Annotated in this window: 23 protein-coding genes; 1 reads left to right on the forward strand and 22 read right to left on the reverse strand. The window is 69.6% G+C overall.

Annotated features, from left to right (window positions below):
• Positions 1-144 precede the first annotated feature (144 nt).
• From POF73_RS25995 to rpsB, 5 genes are all read right to left on the reverse strand, one after another.
• On the reverse strand, positions 145-1,311 hold the full coding sequence (locus POF73_RS25995; RefSeq protein WP_272119905.1) for a phosphatidate cytidylyltransferase: 1,167 nt from the start codon (positions 1,309-1,311) through the stop codon (positions 145-147).
• On the reverse strand, positions 1,311-1,868 hold the full coding sequence (frr, locus tag POF73_RS26000; RefSeq protein WP_147994035.1) for a ribosome recycling factor: 558 nt from the start codon (positions 1,866-1,868) through the stop codon (positions 1,311-1,313). The genes POF73_RS25995 and frr overlap by 1 nt, the downstream gene beginning before the upstream one ends.
• Before the next feature lie 169 nt (positions 1,869-2,037).
• Positions 2,038-2,796: a UMP kinase gene (pyrH, locus tag POF73_RS26005; protein ID WP_272119911.1), complete on the reverse strand. Its 759-nt coding sequence runs from the start codon at positions 2,794-2,796 to the stop codon at positions 2,038-2,040.
• A gap of 195 nt (positions 2,797-2,991) precedes the next feature.
• Positions 2,992-3,828, reverse strand: coding sequence for a translation elongation factor Ts (tsf, locus tag POF73_RS26010; RefSeq protein ID WP_272119912.1), 837 nt, complete (start codon positions 3,826-3,828; stop codon positions 2,992-2,994).
• Between the two features lie 176 nt (positions 3,829-4,004).
• Positions 4,005-4,916 (reverse strand): 30S ribosomal protein S2, encoded by a 912-nt coding sequence (gene rpsB, locus POF73_RS26015; protein WP_272119914.1) that lies wholly within the window; start codon positions 4,914-4,916, stop codon positions 4,005-4,007.
• 337 nt (positions 4,917-5,253) lie between these two features.
• Here rpsB and POF73_RS26020 point away from each other — a divergent pair, with 337 nt between their 5' ends.
• On the forward strand, positions 5,254-5,820 hold the full coding sequence (locus tag POF73_RS26020; protein ID WP_272119916.1) for a M23 family metallopeptidase: 567 nt from the start codon (positions 5,254-5,256) through the stop codon (positions 5,818-5,820).
• Positions 5,821-6,000: 180 nt separating this feature from the next.
• Here the strand turns inward: POF73_RS26020 and POF73_RS26025 are convergent, their stop codons facing one another.
• The 17 genes from POF73_RS26025 to POF73_RS26105 form a co-directional block, all read right to left on the reverse strand.
• On the reverse strand, positions 6,001-6,558 hold the full coding sequence (locus tag POF73_RS26025; protein WP_272120216.1) for a TetR/AcrR family transcriptional regulator: 558 nt from the start codon (positions 6,556-6,558) through the stop codon (positions 6,001-6,003).
• Between the two features lie 95 nt (positions 6,559-6,653).
• Positions 6,654-7,496, reverse strand: coding sequence for an RNA polymerase sigma factor WhiG (whiG, locus tag POF73_RS26030; protein ID WP_272119918.1), 843 nt, complete (start codon positions 7,494-7,496; stop codon positions 6,654-6,656).
• Positions 7,497-7,788: 292 nt separating this feature from the next.
• A complete protein-coding gene (gene dprA, locus POF73_RS26035) occupies positions 7,789-8,973 on the reverse strand; it encodes a DNA-processing protein DprA (RefSeq protein WP_272119920.1) in 1,185 nt (394 codons plus the stop codon).
• Positions 8,974-9,254: 281 nt separating this feature from the next.
• Complete coding sequence (locus tag POF73_RS26040) at positions 9,255-10,859, reverse strand: YifB family Mg chelatase-like AAA ATPase (protein ID WP_272119922.1); 1,605 nt, start codon at positions 10,857-10,859, stop codon at positions 9,255-9,257.
• A 1-nt stretch (position 10,860) separates the two neighbouring features.
• Complete coding sequence (locus POF73_RS26045) at positions 10,861-11,238, reverse strand: YraN family protein (protein ID WP_272119924.1); 378 nt, start codon at positions 11,236-11,238, stop codon at positions 10,861-10,863.
• A 107-nt stretch (positions 11,239-11,345) separates the two neighbouring features.
• Positions 11,346-11,654, reverse strand: coding sequence for a DUF2469 domain-containing protein (locus tag POF73_RS26050; RefSeq protein WP_003965949.1), 309 nt, complete (start codon positions 11,652-11,654; stop codon positions 11,346-11,348).
• A 56-nt stretch (positions 11,655-11,710) separates the two neighbouring features.
• Positions 11,711-12,256, reverse strand: coding sequence for an NUDIX hydrolase (locus POF73_RS26055; RefSeq protein ID WP_272120219.1), 546 nt, complete (start codon positions 12,254-12,256; stop codon positions 11,711-11,713).
• Positions 12,257-12,266: 10 nt separating this feature from the next.
• On the reverse strand, positions 12,267-13,043 hold the full coding sequence (gene lepB, locus POF73_RS26060; protein ID WP_272120043.1) for a signal peptidase I: 777 nt from the start codon (positions 13,041-13,043) through the stop codon (positions 12,267-12,269).
• A 175-nt stretch (positions 13,044-13,218) separates the two neighbouring features.
• On the reverse strand, positions 13,219-14,187 hold the full coding sequence (lepB, locus tag POF73_RS26065) for a signal peptidase I (protein ID WP_272120045.1): 969 nt from the start codon (positions 14,185-14,187) through the stop codon (positions 13,219-13,221).
• Complete coding sequence (lepB, locus tag POF73_RS26070) at positions 14,075-15,166, reverse strand: signal peptidase I (protein ID WP_272120047.1); 1,092 nt, start codon at positions 15,164-15,166, stop codon at positions 14,075-14,077. The genes lepB (POF73_RS26065) and lepB (POF73_RS26070) overlap by 113 nt, the downstream gene beginning before the upstream one ends.
• Positions 15,159-15,893, reverse strand: a complete 735-nt coding sequence (gene lepB / locus POF73_RS26075) for a signal peptidase I (RefSeq protein ID WP_272120049.1) — start codon at positions 15,891-15,893, stop codon at positions 15,159-15,161. The genes lepB (POF73_RS26070) and lepB (POF73_RS26075) overlap by 8 nt, the downstream gene beginning before the upstream one ends.
• A gap of 60 nt (positions 15,894-15,953) precedes the next feature.
• Positions 15,954-16,304: a 50S ribosomal protein L19 gene (rplS, locus tag POF73_RS26080; protein ID WP_018531094.1), complete on the reverse strand. Its 351-nt coding sequence runs from the start codon at positions 16,302-16,304 to the stop codon at positions 15,954-15,956.
• A gap of 134 nt (positions 16,305-16,438) precedes the next feature.
• Entirely contained in the window at positions 16,439-17,272 is an 834-nt protein-coding gene (trmD, locus tag POF73_RS26085) for a tRNA (guanosine(37)-N1)-methyltransferase TrmD (RefSeq protein ID WP_272120053.1), read from the reverse strand.
• Positions 17,269-17,814 carry a ribosome maturation factor RimM gene (rimM, locus tag POF73_RS26090; RefSeq protein WP_272120055.1) on the reverse strand — a complete coding sequence of 182 codons (546 nt, stop codon included), beginning with the start codon at positions 17,812-17,814 and terminating at the stop codon, positions 17,269-17,271. The genes trmD and rimM overlap by 4 nt, the downstream gene beginning before the upstream one ends.
• A gap of 108 nt (positions 17,815-17,922) precedes the next feature.
• The gene (locus POF73_RS26095) at positions 17,923-18,162 is read right to left on the reverse strand and encodes an RNA-binding protein (protein ID WP_003973401.1); all 240 of its coding nucleotides are present in this window, start codon (positions 18,160-18,162) and stop codon (positions 17,923-17,925) included.
• Between the two features lie 5 nt (positions 18,163-18,167).
• A complete protein-coding gene (rpsP, locus tag POF73_RS26100) occupies positions 18,168-18,587 on the reverse strand; it encodes a 30S ribosomal protein S16 (RefSeq protein WP_272120086.1) in 420 nt (139 codons plus the stop codon).
• Between the two features lie 354 nt (positions 18,588-18,941).
• Positions 18,942-19,538 (reverse strand): hypothetical protein, encoded by a 597-nt coding sequence (locus POF73_RS26105; RefSeq protein WP_272120088.1) that lies wholly within the window; start codon positions 19,536-19,538, stop codon positions 18,942-18,944.
• Positions 19,539-19,705: the final 167 nt, after the last annotated feature.

Here is a 19,705-nt window from a genome sequence, read left to right on the forward strand (position 1 = left end):
GACGGCGTACACGGGAATCGTCCCACACACCAAGGAGCCTCCGCTCTGCAAGAACGGAGGCTCCTCGGACACCGACCAACCAGACGCTGACCGATCAGACGCCGGCCGACCAGACGCCGGCCGACCAGACGCAGACCCGACCCGTCAGCCCGACCCCACGAACAGCACCAGCAGCAGCCACACCACCGGAGCGGTAGGCAGCAACGAGTCCAACCGGTCCATGATCCCGCCATGACCCGGCAGCAGCGTGCCCATGTCCTTGATGCCCAGGTCGCGCTTGATCATCGACTCGCCGAGGTCACCCAGCGTCGCGCTGGCCGCGACCGCGAGGCCCAGCAGCAGGCCCTGCCACCAAGTGCCGTCGTCGATCAGGAAGTGCATGCACAGGGCGCCCGCCACCATCGCGAAGCTGACCGCGCCCAGCAGGCCCTCGCGGGTCTTGCCGGGGCTGATGCGCGGGGCGAGCTTGGTCTTGCCGAAGCGCCAGCCGATGGCGTACGCACCGGTGTCGCTGACGACCGTCAGCAGCAGGAACGTCAGGACACGCCACGCCCCGTCGTCGGCCGTCAGCATCATCGCGACGAACGTCGCCAGGAACGGCACGTAGAACGCCGCGAAGACGCCCGCGGTGACGTCCTTGAGGTAGCCCTCCGGCGGCTCCGTCATCCGCCAGACCAGCACGGCCAACGCGGTCAGCGCCATCGCCACCCAGGCGCCCTCGGCACCCCGGACGTACCCGGCGACGACCATGGCCGCACCGCCGAGCGCGAGCGGGACCAGCGGCGCCTTGATGCCCTTGCGCTCCTCAAGCCGCTTGGTCAGCTCCCACAGACCCACGACGACGGCGACCGCTACGACTCCGACGAACACGGCCTTGACGACGAACAGCGACGCGACGATCACCACGCCCAGCCCGACACCGACCCCTATGGCAGCACTCAGGTCACGCCCCGCGCTCTTCTTCTGCGGCGGGGGCGCCGGCTGCGAGGCGTCGGGCATGGGCTCCGGATTCTGCTGCGCCGCCTCGAAGGGCCGCGCCTGCGGCGTGTCGTACGGCCGCGCATGCGGCGGCTGTTCGCGGAACAAGGGGCCGCTCAGCCGAGCGGCCCCCCGATCGTCATCCTGGTCTCCGCCATACGCGGGTACGTCGGGCACGATGGGCATGGGGCGAGTCTGCTGCGCCTGAGGCGCATCGTACGCGGGACCCGCCGGGGCAGCCCCCTGGACAGGTCCACGCGCGGCGGCCCCCCAGTACCCGGCTTGACCGGCGTCGCCGGCTTGTGGCGGTGCCCCCCAGGAAGAGTCGTTCATCAGACCTCAAGCAGCTCCGCTTCCTTGTGCTTCAGGAGCTCGTCCACCTGGGCGACGTACTTGTGCGTGGTGTCGTCGAGCTCCTTCTCCGCACGGCGGCCCTCGTCCTCACCGATCTCGCCGTCCTTGATCAGCTTGTCGATGGCGTCCTTGGCCTTGCGGCGCACGGAGCGGATGGACACACGCGCGTCCTCGGCCTTGCCCTTGGCGACCTTGATGTAGTCGCGGCGACGCTCCTCGGTGAGCTCGGGGAACACCACTCGGATGATGTTGCCGTCGTTGCTCGGGTTGACGCCGAGGTCGGAGTCCCGGATCGCCTGCTCGATGTTGCGCAGGGCGCTCTTGTCGAACGGGGTCACGACCGCCATGCGCGGCTCCGGCACGGAGAACGAAGCCAGCTGGTTGATCGGCGTCGGCGCGCCGTAGTAGTCGGCCACGATCTTGTTGAACATCGCCGGGTGCGCACGACCGGTACGGATCGCGGCGAAGTCCTCCTTGGCGACCACGACGGCCTTCTCCATCTTCTCCTCGGCTTCGAGGAGGGTCTCTTCGATCACCACTTGCTCCTGCGTGTCTTGAGTAAAGGCCCGGCTGCGGTTCCAAGGTGGGGGCGGCGGCCGGCTGCGTCGCGTCTTCTTCCTGCACGGTTCCCGACCGGCAGGACATTGTCCATCCCCCGGTCAGGGTCCGTCCCGTCCGTCCCCCGGACGGGGTTGTTCTCGGGCGTCAGCCCTGGCTGCCCTGCTCACCCACAAGCGTGCCGATCTTCTCACCCTTGACGGCGCGTGCGATATTGCCCTCCGCCAGGAGCTCGAAGACGAGGATCGGGAGCTTGTTGTCACGGCACAGGGTGACGGCGGTGGCATCGGCGACCTTGAGATCGCGGGTGATGACCTCGCCGTAGCCGAGGGAGTCGAACTTGACCGCGTCGGGGTTGGTCTTCGGGTCGGAGTCGTAGACCCCGTCCACGCCGTTCTTGCCCATGAGCAGCGCCTCGGCGTCGATCTCCAGGGCGCGCTGGGCGGCGGTGGTGTCGGTGGAGAAGTACGGCATGCCCATACCGGCGCCGAAGATGACCACGCGGCCCTTCTCCAGGTGCCGTACGGCACGCAGCGGGATGTAGGGCTCGGCGACCTGACCCATGGTGATGGCGGTCTGGACCCGGCTGTCGATGCCCTCCTTCTCCAGGAAGTCCTGGAGGGCGAGGCAGTTCATCACGGTGCCGAGCATGCCCATGTAGTCGGAGCGGGCCCGGTCCATGCCGCGCTGCTGGAGTTCGGCGCCGCGGAAGAAGTTGCCGCCGCCGATGACGACCGCGACCTGCGCCCCGTCGCGTACGACCGCGGCGATCTCGCGGGCGATCTTGTGCACCACGTCCGGGTCGACGCCGAGGCCCCCGCCACCGGAGAAGGCCTCTCCGGACAGCTTCAGCAGAAACCGGCCGCGTACTTTGCCGTCGTCGCTCTTCTGGGCCTTGGTGGTCATCGAGATCCCGCCTTTGTTACGTGGTGCACATACGAAGAAGGCCACTGCCGGCCCGGGCGTGTTTCGCATCCCATGCGCGGCAATGGCCTCCTCGTCAGATCTGCTGTCGTCCGTCACGCGCGCGTGCGCGGTGACGGCGTCCGCCAACGACTGCCCCAGACCCTATCGGGGTCGGGCGCCGATCGCGGTACGGACTCAGATGCCGACCTTGATGCGCGCGAAGCGCTTCAGGGTGACACCGGCCTCGTCCAGAACCTTCTGGACGGACTTCTTGTTGTCGAGCGCGTACGGCTGACCGAGCAGCGTGGCGTCCTTGAAGAAGCCGTTGAGGCGACCCTCGACGATCTTCGGCAGGGCGGCCTCGGGCTTGCCCTCGGCGCGGGTGGTCTCCTCGGCGACGCGGCGCTCGGACTCGACGACCTCGGCCGGCACGTCCTCCTTGGAGAGGTACTTCGGCGCGAAGGCGGCGATGTGCTGGGCGATGCCCTTGGCGACGTCGGCGTTCGGCTTGTCCAGCTCGACGAGGACACCGATCTGCGGGGGCAGGTCGGGCATCGTGCGGTGCATGTAGGCGAGGACGAAGCCGTCGGCGTACTGCGCGAAGCGGTCCAGGACGATCTTCTCGCCGAGGTTGGCGTTGGCCTCGTCCACGAACGCCTGGACGGTCTTGCCGGCCTCGATCTCGGAGGCGAGCAGGGCGTCGAGGTCGGCCGGGGAGGTCGCGGCGACGTGCTGCGCGATCTGGTTCGCGACGGCCTGGAACTTCTCGCCCTTGGCGACGAAGTCCGTCTCGCACTTCAGCTCGACGATGACGCCGGAGGAGTTGTCGTCGGCGATGATCGAGACCACGGCGCCGTTCTCGGCGGAGCGGCCCTCGCGCTTGGCGACGCCCTTCTGGCCCTTGATACGGAGCGCCTCGACGGCCTTCTCGACGTTGCCCTCGGCCTCGTCCAGCGCCTTCTTGCAGTCCATCATGCCGGCGCCGGTGAGCTCGCGGAGCTTCTTGACGTCGGCGGCGGTGTAGTTCGCCATGATTCTGTGAATCTTTCTCGAAGTCTGGAAGATCGAAGATCTACGGGGTCTACCGCCCTGGAATAGCCGGGGCCGCCGACATTCCGTCGACCTACGGGTGAACGGCGGGAGCGGAGTTCACCGCGCCGGAGGCGCAGTGGGATGCACTACCGCTCCCGCCGTCAACGCTGACGGTGTCAGGCCTGCTCGCCCTCGGCGGCCGGAGCCTCGGCAGCGGGGGCCTCGGCAGCCGGAGCCTCGGCGGCCGGAGCCTCGGCAGCCGGAGCCTCGGCGGCCGGAGCCTCGGCCGGCTTCTCGGCAGCCTCGTCGGCCTTCTTCTCGCCCTCAAGCAGGTCGCGCTCCCACTCGGCGAGCGGCTCGCCGGCGGCCTTCTCGCCCTTGCCCTCCGTCGCCACGCCGGAACGGGCGATGAGGCCCTCGGCGACGGCGTCGGCGATCACACGGGTGAGCAGGGTGACGGAGCGGATCGCGTCGTCGTTGCCCGGGATCTTGTAGTCGACCTCGTCGGGGTCACAGTTGGTGTCGAGGATGGCGACAACCGGAATGTTGAGCTTCCGGGCCTCACCGACAGCGATGTGCTCCTTCTTGGTGTCCACGATCCAGACGGCGCTGGGCACCTTCTGCATCTCGCGGATACCGCCGAGGGTCTTCTCCAGCTTGGCCTTCTCGCGCGAGAGCACGAGAAGCTCCTTCTTGGTCAGACCGGAGGACGCGACGTCCTCGAAGTCGATCTGCTCAAGCTCCTTGAGGCGCTGCAGACGCTTGTAGACGGTCGAGAAGTTGGTGAGCATGCCGCCCAGCCAGCGCTGGTTGACGTAGGGCATGCCGACGCGGGTGGCCTGCTCGGCGATGGCCTCCTGCGCCTGCTTCTTCGTACCGACGAACATGACCGTGCCGCCGTGGGCGACGGTCTCCTTGACGAACTCGTAGGCGCGGTCGATGTACGACAGCGACTGGAGCAGGTCGATGATGTAGATGCCGTTGCGCTCCGTGAAGATGAAGCGCTTCATCTTCGGGTTCCAACGACGGGTCTGGTGACCGAAGTGGACGCCGCTCTCCAGCAGCTCCCGCATCGTGACGACGGCCATGGCCGTGTTCTCCTTGGTTCTCGGTTGTGCCGCGGGGGCCGGATGGCTCCCGCGCCTGACGCCCACATGCGCCGTGCCACTAAGGACCGAGGGGCGCTGACACGGACCGTTTCCGGTGGCCGTGTCGGGGCGTGCGAAGTCGACCCGGTGACCCGGATCGCCAGAAGAAGTGTACGGGACCCGCGAGGCCCTGGGTGACGCCGCTGTCCACAACCCGGGAGTTATCCACAGATCCCGGCCATGATCTGCGGGGGTGCGGGACGGTTCTCGCATGCGAGAGATGCGATGCGTGAGGGTGACGAGGGCTGCCAGGACGGCAAGGACATGCGTACGGCTGGTGTTACTGCTGCTCCTGACGGCGACCGCCCTGTTGGCCCCGGTCCCACGACTGACGCTGTCGGCCACAGACATGCCCGCCGCGCCGGCCCCGGACCCAGCGGTGCCGACGGTCGGCCGGGCCTGGCCCGTGGGGGTACGCCCTCCGGTCCTGCGCGGCTGGGAGCCCCCGGCGACCACGTACGGCCGGGGTCATCGCGGCGTGGACCTGGCAGCCGCGGCCGGGGCACCGGTACGGGCGGTGGCTGCGGGGCGGGTGTCGTTCGCGGGGCGGGTCGCGGGAAAGGGCGTCGTGTCGCTGGAGCTGACAGGTACCGGGGATCCTCCACTGCGGACGACGTACGAGCCGGTGCGAGCGGCCGTGAAGAAGGGGGACGCGGTGGCGGCGGGTGAGGTGGTGGGGACGGTGGAGGTAGGCGGGTCACATTGCACGGCGATGTGCGTGCACTGGGGCCTGCTGAGCGGGAGGACATACCTGGACCCGCTGTCCCTCATGCCCCCGTGGCTGCTACACAGGGGCCCGTCGAGGCTGCTGCCGGTACTGGGGGTGCCGTTGCCCTCTGAGTAGGGCGGCCTGGGTGCGTCCCGTCGCGCGGGTGCGGGAAACCGGCTCGGGTGCGTTCGGTCGGCCTGGCTGCGTCCCGTCGGCGCGGGCGCGGGGAAACCGGCTCGGGTACGTTCGGTCGGCCTGGCTGCGTCCCGTCGGCACGGGTACCCGAGGCCCACCCCACGCCGGCCCTCGCCGGGTTCAGCCCTGAACGCCCCTCAGCGCCATCGAGACCGCCGCCTCCGTGATCGCCGCGGGCTCCTCCGCCGCCCCCAGCTCGATCCGCCGCACGGCCGCATCCACGACGCCCTGCAACAGCATCGCCGCCAGCCGAGGCTCCGCGTGCCCCATCTCCCGCAGCGCCTCGACGATCATCGCGACGAGCCCGCCATGGGCCGCCCGGATCTTCTCCCGAGCCCCGGCGTCCAGCTCGCTCGCGGAGATCGCCACCACAGCCCGGTGCCGCCGGTCCCCGACCAGCGCGAGCTGCTGCCGCACATACGCCTCGACCTTGCCGTCGGCCGTCGACTCCCGCTCCATCGCCGCCGAAACCTCCGCGGCCCAGACAGGGAAGTCGACCTCGCACAACTCCTCGACCACGGCGGCCCGCGACCGGAAGTACTCGTACACGGACGACCGCGCGAGCCCCGTCCGCTCGGCGAGAGCCGGGAAGGTCAGCGCCTCCGTCCCACCCTCGGACAACAGGGATCGAGCCGCGTCCAGCAGGGCGGCTCGCTGCATCGACCGGTGCTCGGCCACGGAGGCCGCTCGAATCCTTGGCACGTCAACCACTCTACGGACGTGCCACCGCGATCGGGAGCCTCTCCACGGATCCCCCGACACGTCCGGCCAGGTCAACGACCGAAGCCGGCCAGTTTCGCGCGCAGCTGCAGCACCGACTTGGTGTGGATCTGACTCACCCGGCTCTCGGTCACACCCAGCACGTTTCCGATCTCGGCGAGGGTGAGACCTTCGTAGTAGTACAGCGTCACCACGGTCTTCTCCCGCTCGGGCAACGTGTTGATCGCCCGCGCCAGAAACCGCCGCAGTTCCCGGTCCTCGGCGACCTCGACCGGATTGTCGGCGGCGGTGTCCTCCAGCGTGTCCATGACGCTCAGCCCGTCGCCGCCCTCGCCCCCGACGTGCAGCAGCTCCTCCAGCGCCACCACGTTCGCCAGCGACAACTGGCTGAAGACCGAGTGGAGTTCGTCCACCGCGATCCCCATCTCGACGGCCACCTCGGACTCCGTGGGCGTCCGCCGCAGCCGGGCCTCCAGCGTCGCGTAGGCCCGCTCCACGTTCCGCGCCTTCTGCCGCACCGACCGGGGGATCCAGTCCAGTGCCCGGAGCTCGTCGATCATCGCGCCCCGGATCCGCGTGATCGCGTATGTCTCGAACTTGATCTCCCGGTCGATGTCGAACTTCTCGATCGCGTCGATCAGCCCGAACACCCCCGACGACACGAAGTCCGCCTGTTCCACGTTGGGCGGCAGACCGACGCTCACCCGGCCCGCCACGTACTTGACGAGCGGCGAGTAGTGCAGGATCAGCTGCTCGCGCAACCGCTCGTCCCCTGTCGCCTTGTACGACCGCCACAGCTCATCGAGTGTCGATGGAGCGGGCGGCCGCACGCTGCCACCGTCACGGGCGGCTGGGGGGAGCGCCGCCCGGTCGGACCCGGAGGTGTGCTGGGGCATTCGTTGCCTTGTGCCGTTCTGCCGTGAAGTGGGAGTGCCTGGGGGAGCTGTCGGTGTGATGACGTTCTGATGCTGTTGCGGGGTCGAGGGCCGGTCTGCGCAGGAATCCACGTGAGCGTAGCGTGACTACGGTGTCGCGGTGAGCGAAGGACGGAGCGCAAGCCGTACGCAGATACGTTCCGCTGGACGTCCTACCGGGGCACGGCGGTCGCTCTACGTGATCACCCGAACACCCCAACTGGGCGAATTTCCAAGGGTGTCCGTGTTCCCCCGTACGGCCGAACACGTTCCGTCAGCATCGACTCCGACCGCCCCGAGCGGACATAATCGCCTGGCGTGTCAACTTCCAGCTGTCGCCGTGTCGTTCGACGTAACCGAGTGAGCGGAGTTCGTACAGTCTGGCGATCGCGTCGTCCTCGGTGGTCTGCGCGCCGCGCGCGACCTCGTCCGCCCGCGCTGCCCGCCGACCGGGCAACGCGGCCAGGACTCTGCGGGCGCCCGGCTCCAGCAGATCGCGTGGCAGGACGGGCCCGCGCCGCTCGGGCGCCAGCTCTCCCATGTCGCCGACGAGTTCGACGACCTCCGCGGCGTCGGTGACCAGTGCGGCGTCTGCGCGCAGGAGCTCGTGCACTCCGGCGGAGAGTCCGCTGGTGGCCGGGCCGGGCACCCCCATCGTGTGACGCCCCAGTCGCTGTGCCGCCCGAGCGGTGACGAGCGAGCCGCTGCGGTGGGCGGCCTCGACGACGACGGTGCCCCGGGTCAGCGCCGCGATCACCCGGTTCCGGACGATGAATCTGCTGGGCGTCGGATGATCGCCCGGGGGCAACTCCCCGATCACGAGACCCTGTTCCGCGATTCTGTTGATCAACTGGGTGTGCCCGCGCGGGTAGGGCCGGTCGACCCCGCAGGCGAGTACGGCGACGGTGGCCCCGCCGGCGCCGAGGGCGCCCCGGTGGGCGGCCCCGTCGACGCCGTAGGCTCCGCCGGACACGACCACCCATCCCCGCTCGGCGAGCCCGCCGGCGAGGGTGGCCGCCATGTGCGCGCCGTACTCCGTGCAGGCCCGGGCCCCGACGACGGCCACGGACCGCAACGCCCACATCCGCAGACTGGCCCGCCCGCGCACCCACAGCCCGACGGGCCGGGCATCCCCCAGATCATCGAGCTGCTGCGGCCACTCGATGTCCCCCGGGCACAGAAACCGCACCCCGGCCTCCCGGGCCACGGCAAGATCCCGCCCGGGCTCGGCCCGCGCTCCCCGGGCCCGCAACCCGTCCCACCGCTTGTAACTCACCCCGGGCAACACCTCCGCCCCCTCCCGCAACCTCCGCACCACTTCCCCCACCCCGAACTCCCGCACCCACCGTCCGACCACCTCGTCGCCGGGTTCGACGACGCGACTGAGAAAGGCCCGGTCGAGCAGCTCGTCATCGCTCACCGGTCCTGAGAACCCGCCGCGATGCCGGCCGTCGCCCATCGGATGCCCCTCCGTCGCCCCAAGGCTGCTCGGTCCGGCACGAAGGTCCCCCTCTCCCGTCACGTGTCGCTCCCCCGGTCGGTGACCACCCGGCCCGCCACGAAGGTCCTCGTCTCCTGCCATGCGGCCGCTTGCCGCGCCTCCGCTCAGCCCGACGGGGTCATCCACACCGGTATCTGCTCCCTCGCGGCCATACAGCGCGGCACGGCTGCCGCCAGGATCCGTCACCCACCCGTTTGTTGCCCCTGCCCTCGGCCCGCCGCGAGGCTCCTCGTTGCCCGTCATGTGCCGATGCCTTCCAGGACCGCACCGCGCCGGACACCGGTGCGTAGCTCCAGGGCCCAGTTCACGTCGTTCGCCGAGGGGCGGGCGCGGCCGGCGAGGTCGGCCAGTGTCCAGGCGACGCGGAGGACTCGGTCCAGCCCCCGCGCCGTGAGCAGGCCTCGGTCCAGGTCATCCTCGGCCTTGCGGAGGGCTCCCGGCTGGACGGGCCAGCGAGTACGCAGCTCATGCCCCGGCACCTCGCTGTTCGTTCGCCAGGGCGTCCCTTCGTAGCGGGCGGCCGCCCGCTCCCGAGCGGCCTTGACTCGTTCCGCCACCATCGCCGTCGTCTCCGCCCCGGTGTGGAGCTGGAGCAGTTCGGCCCGGGCCACCGGCTCGACCGTCACCCGCAGGTCCACGCGGTCCATGAGAGGGCCGGACAGCCGGGCCCGGTATCGCTTGATCGAGGAGGGCCTGCACTCGCAGGTGTCCTCCCCCCGTCCATGACGACCGCAGGGGCACGGATTGGCCGCGAGGACCATGAGGAACTTGGCGGGCATCCGCAGTATCCCGGCGGCACGGGCGACCACCACGTGTCCCGATTCCAGCGGCTGACGCAGCGAGTCCAGCACGCTGCTGTGGAACTCCGCTGCCTCGTCGAGGAACAACACTCCGTGATGTGCGAGGGACACCGCTCCCGGTCGGGGAAAGCCGTTCCCACCGCCGACGAGCGAGGCCATGGTCGCCGAGTGGTGCGGCGCGCAGTATGGCGGCTTGTCGACCAAAGGGTGGCCGGGTGGCAGCACTCCCGCCACCGAATGCACCGCGGTGACCTCCAGCGATTCCTGTCGGCTCAGCTCGGGCAACAGACCCGGCAGCCGTTCGGCCAGCATCGTCTTACCGGCTCCCGGGGGACCCTTGAAGAAGACGTGATGTCGCCCGGCCGCAGCCACCTCCAGTGCCACCCTGGCCAACCGCTGGCCTGCCACGTCCGCCAGATCCGGGGTGTGGCCGCCGAGCACCGCTCCGAGCCCGGTGCCCGGGAGCGCCAGACCCGCCAGGAAGGGATCCGGGCGGATCTCGCCCGAGACGGGTTCCTCGTCCGGCACCGGTTCATCCGTCAAGACCGCGATCAGCTGGCGCAGGCTCCGCACACCCAGCACCGAGACACCCGGAACAAGCGACGCCTCCGGCACCGCACACTCGGGTACGACCACCTGTTCGTACCCCGCGGCCGCCGCCGCGAGTACCGCCGGAAGGACGCCCCGAACCGGCCGGACCCGTCCGTCCAGGCCCAGCTCCCCGATCATCACGATGTCGGCGAGCACGCGAGGGTCGATCCGCTCGGCAGCCCCGAGGATGGCCGCGGCGACGGCGAGGTCGAATCCGCTGCCGCTCTTCGGTACGGACGCCGGGCTCAGGCCGATCGTCAGTTTCTTCTGCGGCCATGGGGCACCGGAGTTCACCACCGCGGCGCGCACCCGGTCCTTGCTCTCCGTCAAACTCTTGTCCGGCAACCCCACCAATGTGAACGCAGCCACCCCAGGCTCCAGGTCCGCCTGGACCTCGACCACAACCCCCTCGACCCCCACCAGGGCCACCGAGCATGTGCGAGCGAACCCCATGTCAGGCCACCCCTCGGGCGTGCTCGACGACCGGGGCGCCGCGTTCCGGCAGGAGGACGCCCACCAGGTCGATGCGGACGCCTCCGGGTGGGGCTCCGCCATGGGTGTGGAGCCAGCTCTCCGCCAGGCTCCGAAGGCGCTGTGCCTTGTCCGGGGTCACCGCGGCCATGGGGTGCTCGAAGGCACCCGTCCTGCGGGTCTTGACCTCGCAGACGACCAGGACGTCGCCGTCCCGCGCCACGATGTCGATCTCACCGGTCCTGCCGCAGCGCCAGTTGCGCTCCAGGACCGTCATCCCGGCCTCGGCCAGCCGCCGTGCGGCCAGCGTCTCGCCGTACCTGCCCAGTGCGCTCCGTGCGCTTCCCTTGCTCGTGCTCATCTCGGCACCACCTCCGGCGCCAACGATGAGGGCAGCTCAGCGAGCTATTGGATCTTGGTGGACAGGGCCGCCATTGTGGATAACCTGCTCACCCACACGGGTGAACATCACCCGCCCGGGAGCTCCAGGTCACTCTTGTTGAGCTCCTCAATGTTCACGTCCTTGAACGTGAGCACCCGAACCTGCTTCACGAACCGCGCCGGCCGGTACATGTCCCACACCCAGGCATCCGCCATGGACACCTCGAAGAACACCTCACCCTGGACCGAGTGCACCTGCATCTCGTAGTCGTTGGTCAGGTAGAAGCGCCGCTCGGTCTCGATCACGTACTTGAACAGACCGACGACATCGCGGTACTCCCGATAGAGCTTGAGCTCCATCTCGGTCTCGTACTTTTCGAGGTCCTCGGCGCTCATGGCATGTTCCCCTTCAGCCGTGCGATCCCACCATTGTGCGCCAGTCCCGTCAGCACCTAGACAATTTCGGCGTCAAGGGTCACGGGCCGGGCGGGGGGACCATCGTCGAGCAGTGTGCGCAGCAGCTCGGCAAGTCTGGTCGGATACACCGTCTCATGCGCCCGGGCAAGTTCCTCACAAGTCCACCACCGGGCTCCGGCGACGCTGCGCCGCTCCAGCTCGGTGAGGCCCACGGCCCGGGTCGCCGTCTGCGTCGTACGGGCCAGGTAGTACCACTCGTCCTGGTCCCAGCGGCGGCCGGCGAACGGGAAGGAGCACCTGCGCCGCCACAGAACCGGACCGAGTTCGACCTCGGTGATACCGGTCTCCTCGGCCAGCTCCCGCAGCGCGGCCTGCTCGTGGCTCTCGTCGCCCTCGACGCCGCCGCCCGGGGTGAACCACCAGTCGTCGGCCGGATCCTCCGGCTCATGGCCGTGCAGCAGCAGAATGCGGTCCTGCGGGTCGAGCAGGACGACGCGCGCCACCCTGCGCAGCCCGCCGTCGTACGAGTCGCCGTACGGGCTCTCCCCCGCGTCGGTTCCGCCCCCCGGTCCGTACCCCACGCCCGCCGCCTCAGCGGGCACTCACGGGCTCCGTCCGGGGCGTGGAGCGCTTGGCCCGCCGGTTCGCGATCGGCCCGTACGCCCCGCCGCCCAGCACCAGCACACCGCCCACCACGATCAGCGCGACGATCGTCCGCAGCGGCCCCGGCGACGACAGCCCGCCGAGGGACTCGAAGCCCGTGGGGCGCTCCAGCGTGCCGTCCATGGGCCATACGACGGCCTCCACCCGGGCCGACACTGCACTGCGCGCCACGGTTCCGCGGGCGGCGTCGGTGAGATGGGCCGTGGAGTCCAGGGAACCGCTCCGCTCGTCGCCGAGCAGGAAGAGCCGGTCCTTCGGCACGGTCACGGTCGGAAAGTTCTGCAGCTCGGCCAGGCCGTCATCGGCCAGATAGGGCTCGTCGATCTGCTTGCCGTTGACGGTCAGCTTGCCGTCCGTGCAGCAGCCGACCGTGTCCCCGCCGACGGCGACCACGCGCTTGACGACCGGGGCGTTGGTCACCCAGGTCTTGTCCGTGAAGACGACAACGTCACCACGGCGGATGTCACCGCCGTCGATGCGCTGGGCCAGGACCCGGTCGCCGGCGCCGATCGTCGGCGCCATCGAACTGGTGGGCACGGTGTACGGCCGGTAGACCACCACTCCCCAGGCGAACCCGCCCAGGAACAGCACCAGGCCCAGCGCCACCGCCAGCCCGGACAACCGCTGTCCGGTCCGACTGCCCGCCGGGCCCCTGCTCGCGCCGCCGTCACGCGGCGCCGTACGTGTCGTGCTCTCGCCACCCATGGGTCCGCACCCTACCCGGCGGTACCGACACCGGGCAGCCCCTCCCGAGCACCAAGGTCACACGCTCGGCAAAGCTTTCCCCAGCGTTCGGCGACAGCGTTCGGCGACGGGTGAGGCGGTCCCGGGCGGGACGGCGGCGAGCTGCTCGCCGCCCCCGGGCATGCCCGTTCAGCGATCAGCGGGTCTCGGCCGCCTTGCTCCGCTGCCGGCGCCACAGCACCAGCGGCACCGCACCGGCCAGGGCGAGCCCCTGCGGTGCGACCGTCAGCGCGGCGGATCGGGCGCTCAGGTCCTGGTCGAAGGTGGCCGGGACCGGCAGGTTGTCCCAGCGGTTGATCGGCCAGGCGATCACGATGGCGCGGCCGACGACCTCGTCGACGGGGACCATGCCGTTGTTGGCGTCCGACTGGTTGTAGCGCGAGTCCCGGGAGTTCTGCCGGTGGTCGCCCATGACCCAGATGTGGCCCTCGGGGACCTTCACCTTGAACTGGCCGCCCTGGTCGTCCTGGCTGCACGGGGTGTTGCCGGGGTAGACGTACGGCTCGTTCAGGGCCTTGCCGTTGACCATCAGCGGGCCGGTCTTCTTGCACTCGACCGTGTCGCCGCCGACGCCGATAACGCGCTTGATCAGGTCCTTCTCCTCCGCGGAGGGCATCAGGCCGATCCAGCTGAGGAAGGTCTGCAGGGCGTTGGGGTCCGGAGTGGGCTCGCCCGCCAGCCAGTTGTCGGGGTCGTGGAAGACGACGACCTCGCCGCGCTCGGGCTCGGAGCCGAACCAGGGCGTGAGCTTGTCGACCAGGACGCGGTCACCCTGCTGGAGGGTGTTCTGCATCGAGTCGGAGGGGATCGAGAACGCCTGCACGAGGAACGTCTTGATCAGCAGCGCGAGGACCAGCGCGATACCGATCAGGATGGGCAGCTCCTTCCAGAAGGAGCGCTGCTTCTTCGGCTTGGGGGCCGCCCCGTCCGACCCCTGACCGCCGGTCGGGGGCTGCCCCTGCGACCCTCCGCCGTCACCATCCGCTCCGGGGTCATTCCCGGAGGTCACGGCGCCGTCCGCGGCCGGGTCGGCTGCTCCCACGGGGTGTCCGCGGTGCTCCTCGCCGTCGTGCCCGGATCGTGCGCCAACCGCCACATCCCCCACGCCAACTCCTTACTCTGTGCCGCCGCCTGCCCCATGCGCGGCGCAGGCCCACCACTCCCATAACGAGCGGGAGTTCCGCAGGGCTCGGGAGCTGGATCGTTCCGTTCGAAACGTCTGACGCAACCCTATGCGACAGCTCGGCGGAGGCGGTCGACCCGGTCGCCGAGTCGGACACCGAAGCGTAGGTTTTCGGTTCGTCCAGAGAGGTCCAGTGACCGAACGGCCAGGCGATCCACATGGCGCGGCCGACGACCTCGCCCTCGGAGACCGTGCCGCCGTAGCCCTGGTCCTGGTGCGAGCGGGAGTCGGCGGAGTCGGCACGGTGGTCCCCCATCACCCACAGGCGTCCCTGCGGGACGGTGATGTCGAACTGCGCGTTGGAGGGGGCGTTGCCGGGGTACAGATAGTCCTCGTTCAGGGGAACGCCGTTGACGGTGACGCGACCCTGCGTGTCACAGCACTTGACCCGGTCGCCGCCGACGCCGACGACACGCTTGATGAGGTCCTTCTCGTCGTCGGAGGGCAGCAGACCGATGAACGTGAGCGCCTGCTTGACCTGCTTGATGACGACGGGATCCTCCTTCTTCACCGTCGTCTGCTCGTCCTGGAGCCAGCCGCCGGGGTCCTTGAACACGACGACGTCCCCGCGCTGCGGCTTGGAGCCGAACCAGGGGGTGAGCTTGTCGACCAGGACGCGGTCGCCGACCTGGATCGTCTGCTCCATGGAGCCGGACGGGATCACGAAGGCCTGGACGAGGAAGGTCTTCAGGACGAGCGCTATGAGGACCGCGACGCCGACGAGGAGGGGTATCTCCTTCATCGCGGAGCGCCTGCGGCGCCGTTTGACCTTGCGCTGCAGCTTGCGCCGCTCCGCGCGCGTACGACCGCCGGCGGGGCTGGCGGCGCGCCGGGCGCCGGTGGGCAGCAGATTTTCGGCGGGGCTGTTGGGCACGCCGCGGGGCTTGCCACGGTTACCCATGGGCACCCTCTTCCGCGGCGGGCACACGCGCGTAGGCGTCCGGACGGTGCAGGCGGGTCCAGTGAGCGGTCGGCCATACGATCCAGTCGGCACGGCCGATGACCTCCTCGACCGGGATCATGCCGCCGCCGGGCGAGCCCAGATGGTCGCGGGAGTCGCTGGAGTCGCTGCGGTGGTCGCCGAGGACGAACAGGGTGCCGTCGGGCACGACGACGTCGAAGCGCACCGTCGACGGGCTGTCGCCGCGGTACAGGAATGTCGACTCGTCGACCGACCGGCCGTTCACCCGGATCCTCCCCTCCTTGTCACAGCAGACCACATGGTCTCCCCCCACACCGACAACGCGTTTGATGTAGTCCGCGTCCCCGAAATACCCAGTTCCGTCGAACACGACAACATCGCCGCGTCGCGGCTCGGCACCGAAACGGTACGCCAACTTATTTACGAGAACGCGGTCGCCGATCCTCAATCCGGACTCCATGGATCCGCTGGGAATCTGGAACGGCCGCAGGATGAACGTGTTGAGCAGCAGCACGAACACCAGAAGGAGCAGCAGGGTAAGGCTGATCCGGCCGCCCGGGAGCCACTCGGTGATCCGCGACACCAACGCGAAACGCGACCGTCCCTCCTGCCCCTCTGTGTCCGAGGTCTCCTCGTCCGAGGTCGTCCCGGAGTCGGAGGGGCGGGAGGAGCGGTCGCGCTCCGTCTGCTGTGCTTCGGTGTTCATCGGGGCCAGATGTTATCCGGCCCCGCTTTGAACCCCGCGAGGGCGAGCCCCCTGAAGCGCTCAGTTCTCGCGCTTCTCCTTGATCTTCGCCGCCTTGCCGCGCAGCTCGCGCAGGTAGTACAGCTTGGCGCGGCGGACGTCACCCTTGGTGACGAGCTCGATCTTCTCGACGATCGGGGTGTGCACCGGGAAGGTGCGCTCGACGCCGACGGAGAAGGAGACCTTGCGGACCGTGAAGGTCTCGCGGACACCGGCGCCCTGGCGGCGGATCACAACGCCCTTGAACTGCTGCACACGGGAGCGGTTGCCCTCGATGACGCGGACGTGGACGTTGACGGTGTCACCCGGGCGGAAGGCCGGGACGTCGCTGCGCAGCGACGCGGCGTCGACTGAGTCGAGCAGGTGAGACATTTCGTCTGCTTTCTTCGCCCATGCCACAGGTCATAGACGGGAGCTAGGTGTTTCGTGAGGATGCTGTCCGTGCCGGGGCGGGCGTCGTGTCCCCCTGTGGCAGGGGCGCACGCCGGACGACGCACAACAGCGACTCATTCTTCCACGCCCTCGGTCCTGCGCCAAAATCGGCCGAACCGCTCCCCCTCCGGATCGGGCATCCAGCCCAGGATGGAGAGCATCTCGCGGTCCTTCTTGTCGAAGGCCTTGGGGTCGCAGCGCTCGATGAGGTCGGGCCGGTTGGCCGTCGTACGCCTGAGCGCCTCGTCCCGCCGCCAGCGGGCGATCTTGCCGTGGTGGCCGCTGAGCAGCACCTCCGGGATGCCCCGGCCGCGCCACTCGGGCGGCTTGGTGTAGACGGGCCCCTCCAGGAGGTTGGCCATGGCGCCGGGCGCGAAGGAGTCGTCGCGGTGCGACTCGGCGTTGCCCAGGACGCCGGGCAGCAGGCGGGCCACGGCCTCCGTGACGACCAGGACGGCCGCCTCGCCACCGGCCAGGACGTAGTCACCGATGGACACCTCGTGGACGGGCATCCGGGTGGCGTACTCGTCGACGACACGGCGGTCGATGCCCTCGTAGCGGGCCGGCGTGAAGATCAGCCACGGCCGCTCGGAGAGCTCGACGGCGAGTTCCTGGGTGAAGGGACGGCCGCTGGGAGTGGGGACGATGAGGGAGGGCGCGCGCGAGCCGGTCTCGTAGCCGTCGGCCAGGACGGAGTCCAGCGCGTCCGCCCAGGGCTCGGTCTTCATGACCATGCCGGGGCCGCCGCCGTACGGGGTGTCGTCGACCGTGTTGTGGCGGTCGTACGTCCAGTCCCGCAGGTCGTGCACATGCACGTTCAGCTGTCCACGCGCGCGTGCCTTGCCGACCAGGGAGACGTTCAGGGGCTCCAGGTACTCGGGGAAGATCGTGACGACGTCGAGCCTCATGCGCTGTCATCCCTGGTGGAGACGGTCTCGGCCTGGTCGTCGATCAGGCCCGGCGGAGGCGTGATGACCGCCCGCTGCTCCTCCAGGTCGATCTCGGTGACGATCTCCCCGACGAACGGGATCATGACTTCACTGCCGTCGGGACGCTCCACGATGAACAGGTCCTGGGACGGCAGATGCGAGATCTCGGTGATACGGCCGACCTCGACGCCGTCCGCAGTCACCACGTCCAGGTCCATGAGCTGGTGGTCGTAGTACTCGTCCTCCTCCTCGGGCAACTCGTCCGGGTCGACCTCGGCGATCAGGAGGATGTTGCGCAGCGCCTCGGCGCCGGTGCGGTCGCGCACGCCCTCGAAGCGCAGGAGGAGACGGCCGCTGTGGACGCGGCCGGTCTCGATGGTGAGCGGGCCTGCGGATGCGGGATCGGTGGCGAGTACGGCACCGGGGGCGAGCCTGAGCTCCGGCTCGTCCGTACGTACCTCCACGGTGACCTCGCCCTTGATGCCGTGGGCGCGGCCGATCCGTGCGACTACCAGCTGCACTGTGCTTGATCTCCTGTCGGAACGACTACGAGCCCCGGGGCTCATACGACTGCGGGCCGGGGACGGCCCAGTGGCCCTCCCCGGCCCGAGCCGGTGCTGCGTTCGGCGTCAGCGGACGTGGTCCACGTCGACGAGGTCGACACGGACACCGCGGCCACCGATGGCGCCCACGACGGTGCGCAGAGCGCGTGCGGTGCGGCCGTTGCGGCCGATCACCTTGCCGAGGTCGTCGGGGTGGACCCGGACCTCCAGCACACGCCCGCGACGCAGGTTGCGCGAGGCGACCTGCACATCGTCAGGGTTGTCGACGATGCCCTTCACGAGGTGCTCAAGCGCCTCTTCGAGCATGCTGCTCAGGCCTCGGTCGACTCGGACTCGGCGGCGGCCTCGTCCTTCTTCTCAGCCTTCTTCTTCTGGGTGATCGCCTCACCCTTGCCCTCGTCGTCGCCACCGAGGGCCTCGAACGACGGGCGCGCCTTCTTCGGCTCGGCAACCAGCAGCGGAGCCGGGGCGGGCTCGCCCTTGAACTTCTGCCAGTCGCCGGTCTTCTTCAGGATGGCGAGGACGGGCTCGGTCGGCTGCGCGCCGACACCCAGCCAGTACGCCACACGGTCGGCGTCCACCTCGATGACCGACGGGTTGTAGGTCGGGTGGTACTTGCCGATCTCCTCGATCGCACGGCCGTCACGGCGAGTGCGGGAGTCGGCGACGACGATGCGGTAGTGAGGCGAACGGATCTTGCCCAGACGCTTCAGCTTGATCTTGACTGCCACGGGAGTGGGTTCTCCTGGTTTTGACGTGGTTGGGCACGGCGAGAGAAGCCGCGTGGGGTTGCGGTACCCGAGTGCCCGATGGACGCGTCAGCCGGAGGAGAGAGGGGTCCTGTGCGGCTGTCGAGTACAGCTAGCCATTGTGCCACACGCTGCGGGTCGCACTGCGCCGAGGGGCGGTGAGGGGGCACGGGCATGACTGAGAGGCACCCGGCGCCTCGGGTGCCTCGGAGTGGGTCGCGCGGCCCGGAGCTGTGGGGTGCCGCCTGCGTCGGCGATCTCGGCGGCACCCCGACGTGTCGGGCGGTCCGACCGGCAGCCACGAGATGCCGGTGCTGGATGCCCCGCGGTGACGCGTTACGCCGCTCCCACGACCTCCGGGATCCGGAACGGCTTCCCGCAGCCGCCGCACACGATCGGTGCCTGGGCCAGGACCGACGGAACGACCCGGACGTTGCGGCCGCAGTCGCAGACCGCCTTGACGCGGACGCCGCCGCCGGAGGAGCCGTGGCGGGCGGCCGGGCCCCGGAAGGTCCGGCTGGTGTCGGCGGAGGTCGCCGCCGTGTGGGCCTTCAGGGCGCGCTGGAGGCGTTCGATGGTCGGGCGGTACCGGCGCTTGGCCTCGGGGTTGAGCGTGACCAGGGAGAAACCGCTGCTCGGATGCGGTTCCTCGGGGTGGTCCAGGCCCAGCTCCTCGGCGATGGAGAGGAATCTGCGGTTGTGGTAGCGGCCGGCCCGGGAGGTGTCGCGAACGCCGCGCGCGGCGGCGATGCCATGGACTGCCTCATGAAGCAGTCGTTCGAAGGAGAGCTCGTGACCGCACGCGGACGACGACTCCCCGATCAGGGACTCTGGCGCGGCGAGATCCGGCAACTCGGGGTGGTACCGCTGAATGTCGGCCCACGCCTCTGCCAGTTCTGCGGCGAGAACAGGTGGTGTCTGTGTCGTGCTCACGTAATGACAACGAGCCGGAGTGCCGCTGTGTTCCGATTCCGGGCCATCCCAAATAATTTGCACGTACCCGTCAGTTGCGAATGATGCGCCCTGACGAGGGCGGGTGCGCCGATCTGCGGAGAAGCCTCACAGCTCGTACCAAGCTGGTGCGTAGCCTGACGTACGCC

Origin of the sequence: Streptomyces sp. HD (assembly GCF_028369295.1) — a bacterium.
Classification (GTDB): Bacteria; Actinomycetota; Actinomycetes; order Streptomycetales; family Streptomycetaceae; genus Streptomyces.

Excerpts from the sequence above, each read along its gene's own strand:
- POF73_RS25995 (WP_272119905.1), bottom strand. The coding sequence starts at position 1,311 with ATGAACGACTCTTCCTGGGGGGCACCGCCACAAGCCGGCGACGCCGGT.
- pyrH (WP_272119911.1), bottom strand. The coding sequence starts at position 2,796 with ATGACCACCAAGGCCCAGAAGAGCGACGACGGCAAAGTACGCGGCCGG.
- tsf (WP_272119912.1), bottom strand. The coding sequence starts at position 3,828 with ATGGCGAACTACACCGCCGCCGACGTCAAGAAGCTCCGCGAGCTCACC.
- rpsB (WP_272119914.1), bottom strand. The coding sequence starts at position 4,916 with ATGGCCGTCGTCACGATGCGGGAGCTGCTGGAGAGCGGCGTCCACTTC.
- whiG (WP_272119918.1), bottom strand. The coding sequence starts at position 7,496 with ATGCCCCAGCACACCTCCGGGTCCGACCGGGCGGCGCTCCCCCCAGCC.
- dprA (WP_272119920.1), bottom strand. The coding sequence starts at position 8,973 with ATGGGCGACGGCCGGCATCGCGGCGGGTTCTCAGGACCGGTGAGCGAT.
- POF73_RS26040 (WP_272119922.1), bottom strand. The coding sequence starts at position 10,859 with ATGGGGTTCGCTCGCACATGCTCGGTGGCCCTGGTGGGGGTCGAGGGG.
- POF73_RS26045 (WP_272119924.1), bottom strand. The coding sequence starts at position 11,238 with ATGAGCACGAGCAAGGGAAGCGCACGGAGCGCACTGGGCAGGTACGGC.
- POF73_RS26050 (WP_003965949.1), bottom strand. The coding sequence starts at position 11,654 with ATGAGCGCCGAGGACCTCGAAAAGTACGAGACCGAGATGGAGCTCAAG.
- lepB (WP_272120043.1), bottom strand. The coding sequence starts at position 13,043 with ATGGGTGGCGAGAGCACGACACGTACGGCGCCGCGTGACGGCGGCGCG.
- lepB (WP_272120047.1), bottom strand. The coding sequence starts at position 15,166 with ATGGGTAACCGTGGCAAGCCCCGCGGCGTGCCCAACAGCCCCGCCGAA.
- lepB (WP_272120049.1), bottom strand. The coding sequence starts at position 15,893 with ATGAACACCGAAGCACAGCAGACGGAGCGCGACCGCTCCTCCCGCCCC.
- rplS (WP_018531094.1), bottom strand. The coding sequence starts at position 16,304 with ATGTCTCACCTGCTCGACTCAGTCGACGCCGCGTCGCTGCGCAGCGAC.
- trmD (WP_272120053.1), bottom strand. The coding sequence starts at position 17,272 with ATGAGGCTCGACGTCGTCACGATCTTCCCCGAGTACCTGGAGCCCCTG.
- POF73_RS26095 (WP_003973401.1), bottom strand. The coding sequence starts at position 18,162 with ATGCTCGAAGAGGCGCTTGAGCACCTCGTGAAGGGCATCGTCGACAAC.